Raw genomic sequence first — 7042 nt, forward strand, 5'->3', positions numbered from 1 at the left:
GCCTAAAACCGTGGCCAATCCCCGGGCGATCGCTTGTGATAATCCCCAAGCGCCGATAAAAGTTCCCGCAGTTTCGGCAGCGGTTAAATCTAACATTAAACTGGTAGCTCCAGCAGTAATCATTCCCGAAGCTAAACCGAAAAAGAGCAAGCTTGATTTTAATAAACTTTGGTCGGCAGAAAAGCCGGCAAAAATCAACAGAATAAAACAAATTGTTGCAAAAATACAGCCATATTTAGTGGTTTTTTGTTTACCGATGCGGGGAATGAGCATAAATCCCGTGGCAGCAATACCAAAAAGGGTTCCGGTTCCCCAAAAAGCGTTCAATTGGGTGGTTTGGGCGATACACATCCCAAAAACCTCGCCGCCAAAGGGTTCCATAATTGCATCCTGCATAAATAAACTCAAAGTCATCATCAGCAGAAAGGTGAAAAATAAACCGGTTTGCCGACTAGCGGTGAGAACTTGTAGGGCATCTTTAAAGGTAATTTGATCCTCTCTTTGCACAAGAGTGGACCGACTACTAAAACGAGAATATTTTTTTTCTACGCCAAAAGTCGCTAAAATACAGAGACCGAAAACGATAGCGGGCATAATCGTGAACACGGGGTTAATATTCGCCTGTAGTTGCGGAATATTGGCTATAGGGGCTGATTGAGTCGGATCATAGGTCAAAATATTTGTACCGCAGATATTGGGAGTATCCAGCAAACGAGAACTAACGATCGCCCCGACGACGATTCCCACCATCAGCATTGACCAAACTATAGCAACTAATTGCGATCGATTATCTTCATCGGACACATCCACCAAGAGGGCAGCAAAAGGGGTGGAACTGGCGCTTAAAGCTAGTCCGTAGAGGGCGAAAATTAAGGCTAAGAGGGCAATCCAAGCGTAGGAAATGGTATTCCATCCCGAAGTTTGAATACTAAGTCCCAATTGCCAAACTACCTGCAAAGCAATAAAAGCTAAAGCGGTAAAAATTGCCGCCCCAATCCAGACATAACCGCTGCGATGATGACCAAAAATAGTTTTACCGTCGGATCTTTGTCCAAACCAGATGCGTGCCGGACTAACAAACTGGTGCATAGCGATCGCAGCTGCGGCGAGAAAGGGTAAAACTTTTAACTCATCGATCATAATCCGATTGAGAACCCCCAAAGTCAGCAGGGACATAATACCTAGTCCCATCTGAAAGAGTCCTAAGCGAAACATGGTGAAAAGTCCCAGTTTTGGCAGGGGTTTTGGGGATGAGTGAGTAGAATTGGAGATATCGCTGGTAGCCATGGTTAAATCAATACAAAAAAAGCCAGTATTTAAAAATTTAACGCAGGACGAGCAGACATCTTCTGGGGATTTAAGTTTCTATCTCTGATAACCAAGTGGTCAGATCTGTCAAGCTGGTAAAATCGAGCAGCGCTTCTCCTAAAGTTTCTAATTGTTCTAGAGATAGTTCTTGGATTTGTTGGCTTAAAGTTGAGGATATTTCACCTAAACGACGGTTAAGTAGTTGTAGAATCAAAGCAACCGCTTCTTATTGTCTTCCTTTTTTTTGGATGTCCTGATCAATGACTGATTCGCCCATAATTTCTTCCCTTAATAAGTTTCTGGTGATTTCCTTACTTAATAATAACCACGCCAGAATTGCTGTAGCAACGGCTAAATTGCTTTTTTCAGTTCTCCCCTTGATATTAAGTAGGTGGGTGGAATTAAATATAAGATGAACGTAGGTTGGGTTGAAGCATGAAACCCAACGCCAGCATGGGTTACGCTACCGCTAACCCATCCTACAAATAATTGTGCCTCCCTACTTATCAATTTTTGTGGCTACTTTGGCCAAGATTTTCCTATTGTATTATCCATTTTCCTGTAACTGTATAGTCATTTCAGATAAGTCTGATACACTCTAGACCAGTTAAACCCTTATGAACTCTGGCATTGATATTCTCAATCTTAATTGAAATGACTATATGTTCGAGTTAATCGAGATCGCACAAAATGGAGATTTCGATGATCGTATCTTCCCCATTGTCCTCACCGATGCCAAAATCTACAACCCCAAAGACCGACTAAAATAGACTCAATACGGGGAAACCGAAAGTAAAGAACTAGAAGAAACCATGAAACAGGGAGGAATCGCCAACCTGCGAGGAATTATCGACGATCTAAATCTTTGGCCCGTCATCCAGACGTCAAATCGTCAAGTGCTTACTCTGTAATGATTATAATCGATTCGAGCTTTGTTTAGCGTTGAAGTTCCCTTAGGAATAAATTGGGTCTTTTTCCAGCAAACCTAGCAATTTTTGCATTTTAATCCAAGCTCTTCTCATTTGCCAGAATTTACTTTTTTCCATGGCGGCTATTTTACTGTCAGCTTTTTGTAATTCCTCATCTCTTTCTCGATAATCCAATTGGGTTTTTTGCAATTCTTGTTGCAATTCTTGTTCATGGATTTCTAATTGTTTAATTCGTTCTCTAGCCTGTTCTAACTGAGCGAATATATCGACTTTTAATGTGACTAAAGCAGTAAAAATGGCTTGGATATTTTGGGAGTAAAGTTGGGGATGATTATAAAAAAGTTGGGTGTAGGAATAGATATAGTGTTCTGCGGTCATTGAGCGACTCATAGAATCAGCTTTTTGTCGATAGAAAAATAACAATTCTGGGATACGATAGACTTCTCGACCTAATTCGATCAGAGATAACCAAAAATCGTGATCTTCCCAACCATAAATTAAATTGCTATTGTAGCCGCCCACAGTTTCCCAGTCGGATTTCCGAAACAAACCGGAGCAAAATATCATATTATCTACTAATATATCGGGAAATTTATACTCAGGCAGCGGCCAAATTCCTTGTCTATCGCCAAAATATTCCGCTTCGCAATAAACTATACCTAATTGCTCATTACTTTCTAGCAAAGCAACCGCTTTTTCTAGATAGGAATCGGCAATTTTATCATCAGCATCAAGGGGAAGAATATAGGTTCCTTGCGCTTGGGCAATTCCTAGATTTCTCGCTGTGGCAACCCCTTGATTTTCTGTGCGGATGATCCTAGTTTTTGGCTGTTGATAATCTTGTAAAATCTCGATGGTTTCTGGTTCTGTGGATCCATCATCAATGACGAGGATTTCAAAGCCTTGGTATGTTTGTACTAAAACAGATGCGATCGCATGATCAAGATAGCGACCTTGATTATAGCAAGGAATAATCACGGAAACTTTAGGAACATGACTCATTGAGGGAAATTCTCTCCTACTCGAGCAAAAACTAGGTTATCAATAGCTTATCCCAAAAGTTCCCCTTTCTCGTTTTTCTAAGTAGGGTATGCTGAATAAATCTAAAAACCTTGTTTGGTAAGACTTTTAGACTTTGGGGAAATCAAAAAGTACCAGATCTGGGAGTGATCGGGGGGAAAATTCCTGGACTTTTTCCCTGAAAATTAGGTAATTGACCTCCTCAAAATCGGTAAAACCCCACACCCCACACCCTGTACCCACGAAAAACTTTTTCAGCAGACCCTAACTAAAGAAAGTGTTGATATCCCCACTAGCAATTTCGGGATAGTAGGACATATTATGGATAAATTCTGAAATTATTGCGATTGCTGGACAAAATCACCCAATTGGGTGATCCCCGTGAGGGAAGCATCTCTTTTTAATAGAGGATAAGTTATTCAATAATCAGATTATCATTACCAATGATCCTTACATCATGGAAGCTCATCAACAAAAACAACTCCGCACTTTCCTCTTGGAAAAATTAGCTATTTCCCCCCGTTCCTTCGATATGGCTGTGCGTCTCTGTGAAGCATCGGTGGGTTCTTTGCCGATGGTTTTATGGCAGTACGGTTTAATCGATTTGTCGCAATTGAATCAAGTTTTTGATTGGATGGAAACTGTATAATTATTTTCCAAGCATATGCTCATTAATTATCATTTTTGTTAAGAGAGCAGCAAGTTACTGCAATTTATTTAATTTTATACCCCTTGCTTGCCTTTTTGCTCGTCATGACAGTAAGGTAGAAACAAACTTAATATGGCATAGGTTCTTGAGTTAGGCATCGACTATATGGAACTCTTTCAGGGCCGGATAGAAGTTGAGATTTTCGTGACTGGTACGACTGAGTTTAATCAGGGCAAACCGTTGGGATGGTTGCAATTTTTGCCATTGTTCTAAACTAATTTCGATCTGGAATTCTCTAGCTTTTTCTAGGACTGTATCAGGAATCTGGCTATCATCTAGCCAAGCGGGATGGGTATCTATTGCTAGTTCTCCTGCGGGATTGCCAGTTTTTTCCGTGATTAATTTTTGCAGAAAATCTCGATAGATTTTGGCTTCTGCTGCCGTCGTACAAGCCATATTAACTAATACCATTCTTTCTGGTTGAGTTAACTGCATCCAATGGGATAATTTTAATTTAACTCCACAGGTATCTAGTTTCATTCTCACGGCCATCGGTATGCAACGTAAGGAGTCAACAAATTCGGCTTCAAAGTCGAAAAAGGTGGTCATATCATTTTATTGGTTTGCTGAGGATAAATCTATGATACAGTGCTGGGGTATAATTGCTGGGCAAAATGTTATTTTGATTGAAGAAAATTAGCTCGATATTGATGACTAGAGACGAGAATTTCCTCTATTTTCTGCCATTTTTCTCCTGCAATATAGTCAACAATTTGATCAAGATTTTGCCGATAATTTGCCAAAGATATTAATAAAGCTTGACGATTGTATTTAGCCATCATTAAACCTAATTCGGGATTGCCAGCACCGACGCGACTGGTATCGCGAAAACCAGAACTAGCTAAATTTTCCGCTAATTGGCGAATATTCAGGTCTTGTTCTTTCCCACAAGCTTGGATTAAACTGGTACTAATCATTACTGGCAGATGGGAAATCCATGCCACGGCTCGATCGTGTTCTTCGGGGGAGGAATAATAAATTTGACAGCCTAATTTTTCTACTATTTCAGTTAAGATTTTCACGGCACATTTAGGAGTAGATTCAAGGGGGGTAATCACATAAGGGGTATTGACAAATAAACCCGATTGTGCCGCATTAATTCCCTGTTCGGTTTTCCCAGCCATAGGATGACTACCGACAAAATTTGGCCATAATTGACTACAATTGGCTACAATTGCCTCTTTAACCGATCCCACATCGGTGACAATGGTTTGGGTTTGTAAATAGGGAGTTAATTTTTCCAAAGTTGGCACAATTAAATGTATAGGAGTACAGATAAAGATTAAATCGGCAGTAGCTAATAATTCTAAACTGGTGCTAGATTCATCTACCACTCCTTTTTCTACAGCGATATCACAGGTGGGTTGTTGACGAGAAACTCCCAAAACCTTATAACCTTGTGAGCGGAAATCTAACCCCAAGGAACCACCGATTAAACCCAGTCCAATAATGCCAATATTCATTAGTTTTACTCAAAGATAATTTCGTCTTCCAGTCGCCAAGCAGGATCGACAATGCACAAGAAAACTAAGGGTTCCTCTCCACAATTATGAATATATTGTTTAGCTAGAGGAGGTATATAAATTGCATCACCGACAGTCACTAATTGCACTTCCTCATCGATGTGCATTTCCCCTTGTCCTTGCAGAATATAATAAACTTCCGCAGTTTTTAAAGCGTGGGGAATAGAAGTTTCCCCCACATCTACCTGCGCGTGGGCTAAACTATAACGTAGATTTAACGGCTGTTTATCGGGATGCAATAACTCGCGCAATCGGGTATGATCACCAGCGATGAATTCCTCACATTCGAGCAGTTTTCTGATTAACATAGTACAATTAAACCTCGAAGATTGTTTTTATTTTATCATTGAGTGAAAAGCTAAAGACTAATAGCCGTTATCATAGAAATATTCAGCATCGCCAGAATTAACGAATGACTTGGTTAGAACATAGTGTACAGGTGGAAGTGGACGCGCCGATCGATCTGGTTTGGGAACTCTGGTCAGATTTAGAACAAATGCCCCACTGGATGAAATGGATCGAATCGGTGAAAATTATCGAGGAGGAGCCAGAGCTTTCCCGTTGGAAGTTAGCCAGTGGTGGTCTAGAATTTACTTGGTTGTCACGGATAATGAAAATTGTCCCCCACCAGATTATTCAATGGGAATCCGTGGACGGGTTGCCTAACCGCGGGGCGATTCGTTTTTATGATCGTCATGGTAGGAGTATTGTGCGACTGACAGCAGCCTATGCTATACCCGGTTGGTTAGGAAAATTGATGGATAATCTTTTCCTCGGTCGAGTGGTAGAATCAACCCTGCAAGCTGATCTAGAGCGTTTTCGCCTTTATGCGCTCAATATTGTCAATAATACGCCGCCAAGGTGAGGTAATCATCCGCAGTAAGCTGTTGACTATCTAAAGCACTTGTTAAGAGTGCATGGGAGCAGGCAGAGGGTGGTGAGCATTTGTACTAAAATCAATAACTGGTTTAAATGCAGTACAGCTTATTCCTGACTACCGACAACCGACTCCCCAAAAGGAAAACTTCCTAAGAATATCCCCAGCAAATTGCGCTATCACGGTTGAGTTATTTCTACTCAATTTTATAGAGATAGGCTTCTGGGGTTTCAAGAAGGGGAGTCATCGGGCGATCGAGAGGGGGAGTTTTGACGAGGGTAAAAATTGGAAATAAATCGTTCATTTGGATAGCCATTTTAAATTTCGGCTGTATATAATAACTACCCGATGGGCAGGTATTGGTTATCGTTAGCTCTCTTTTGGTCATCGAAAATTTGGGTCTGAAACCCCGTCGTTCTACGACGGCTTTACTGTTAAATATTAGCACATTTACGAAATATATGCTAAAATGTGAGACATGGAAAAAGCCTACTCGTTTCGATTTTACCCCACACCAACACAAGAGTCGCTATTGCGGCGCACTTTGGGATGTGTAAGATTGGTTTACAATAAGGCACTCCATCTCAGAACACAAGCTTGGTACGAAAAGCAAGAAAGAGTAGGCTACGCTCAAACTTCTTCAATGCTAACCGATTGGAAAAAACAAGAAGAATTA

At 40.8% G+C, this 7042-nt stretch carries 9 protein-coding genes and 1 pseudogene; 3 read left to right on the forward strand and 7 right to left on the reverse strand.

Going from position 1 to position 7042, the window contains the following annotated elements; translation table 11 throughout:
* The 3 genes and pseudogenes from IQ242_RS12405 to IQ242_RS12415 all read right to left on the reverse strand — a co-directional run.
* Positions 1-1287 (reverse strand): BCD family MFS transporter (locus IQ242_RS12405; protein ID WP_193960185.1); only part of this gene is annotated, 1287 nt, incomplete at its 3' end.
* Between the two features lie 70 nt (positions 1288-1357).
* Positions 1358-1693, reverse strand: a pseudogene (locus tag IQ242_RS27110) (DUF4351 domain-containing protein); the annotation flags it as partial.
* Between the two features lie 568 nt (positions 1694-2261).
* Positions 2262-3239: a glycosyltransferase gene (locus tag IQ242_RS12415; RefSeq protein WP_193960186.1), complete on the reverse strand. Its 978-nt coding sequence runs from the start codon at positions 3237-3239 to the stop codon at positions 2262-2264.
* A gap of 475 nt (positions 3240-3714) precedes the next feature.
* On the opposite strand from IQ242_RS12415, the gene IQ242_RS12420 reads away from it, so the two are divergent.
* Positions 3715-3906, forward strand: coding sequence for a DUF2949 domain-containing protein (locus IQ242_RS12420; RefSeq protein ID WP_002758191.1), 192 nt, complete (start codon positions 3715-3717; stop codon positions 3904-3906).
* 150 nt (positions 3907-4056) lie between these two features.
* On the opposite strand, the gene IQ242_RS12425 is transcribed toward IQ242_RS12420, so the two are convergent.
* The 3 genes from IQ242_RS12425 to IQ242_RS12435 form a co-directional block, all read right to left on the reverse strand.
* Positions 4057-4515, reverse strand: a complete 459-nt coding sequence (locus IQ242_RS12425; RefSeq protein WP_193960187.1) for a nitrate reductase associated protein — start codon at positions 4513-4515, stop codon at positions 4057-4059.
* A gap of 68 nt (positions 4516-4583) precedes the next feature.
* On the reverse strand, positions 4584-5429 hold the full coding sequence (locus IQ242_RS12430) for a prephenate/arogenate dehydrogenase (RefSeq protein WP_193960188.1): 846 nt from the start codon (positions 5427-5429) through the stop codon (positions 4584-4586).
* Positions 5430-5434: 5 nt separating this feature from the next.
* Positions 5435-5797 carry a cupin domain-containing protein gene (locus IQ242_RS12435; RefSeq protein ID WP_052275417.1) on the reverse strand — a complete coding sequence of 121 codons (363 nt, stop codon included), beginning with the start codon at positions 5795-5797 and terminating at the stop codon, positions 5435-5437.
* Between the two features lie 104 nt (positions 5798-5901).
* On the opposite strand from IQ242_RS12435, the gene IQ242_RS12440 reads away from it, so the two are divergent.
* On the forward strand, positions 5902-6354 hold the full coding sequence (locus IQ242_RS12440) for an SRPBCC family protein (RefSeq protein WP_002771258.1): 453 nt from the start codon (positions 5902-5904) through the stop codon (positions 6352-6354).
* Positions 6355-6562: 208 nt separating this feature from the next.
* On the opposite strand, the gene IQ242_RS12445 is transcribed toward IQ242_RS12440, so the two are convergent.
* The gene (locus IQ242_RS12445; protein WP_228020957.1) at positions 6563-6754 is read right to left on the reverse strand and encodes a hypothetical protein; all 192 of its coding nucleotides are present in this window, start codon (positions 6752-6754) and stop codon (positions 6563-6565) included.
* Positions 6755-6844: 90 nt separating this feature from the next.
* Here IQ242_RS12445 and IQ242_RS12450 point away from each other — a divergent pair.
* Positions 6845-7042, forward strand: a 198-nt coding sequence (locus tag IQ242_RS12450; protein WP_193960189.1) for a helix-turn-helix domain-containing protein, incomplete at its 3' end; no start/stop codon positions are given.

Origin of the sequence: Microcystis sp. LEGE 08355 (genome assembly GCF_015207185.1) — a bacterium.
GTDB lineage: Bacteria > Cyanobacteriota > Cyanobacteriia > Cyanobacteriales > Microcystaceae > Microcystis > Microcystis panniformis.

Coding starts and splice junctions, on each gene's coding strand:
- IQ242_RS12415 (WP_193960186.1), bottom strand. CDS start 3,239: ATGAGTCATGTTCCTAAAGTTTCCGTGATTATTCCTTGCTATAATCAA.
- IQ242_RS12420 (WP_002758191.1), top strand. CDS start 3,715: ATGGAAGCTCATCAACAAAAACAACTCCGCACTTTCCTCTTGGAAAAA.
- IQ242_RS12425 (WP_193960187.1), bottom strand. CDS start 4,515: ATGACCACCTTTTTCGACTTTGAAGCCGAATTTGTTGACTCCTTACGT.
- IQ242_RS12430 (WP_193960188.1), bottom strand. CDS start 5,429: ATGAATATTGGCATTATTGGACTGGGTTTAATCGGTGGTTCCTTGGGG.
- IQ242_RS12435 (WP_052275417.1), bottom strand. CDS start 5,797: ATGTTAATCAGAAAACTGCTCGAATGTGAGGAATTCATCGCTGGTGAT.
- IQ242_RS12440 (WP_002771258.1), top strand. CDS start 5,902: ATGACTTGGTTAGAACATAGTGTACAGGTGGAAGTGGACGCGCCGATC.
- IQ242_RS12445 (WP_228020957.1), bottom strand. CDS start 6,754: ATGACCAAAAGAGAGCTAACGATAACCAATACCTGCCCATCGGGTAGT.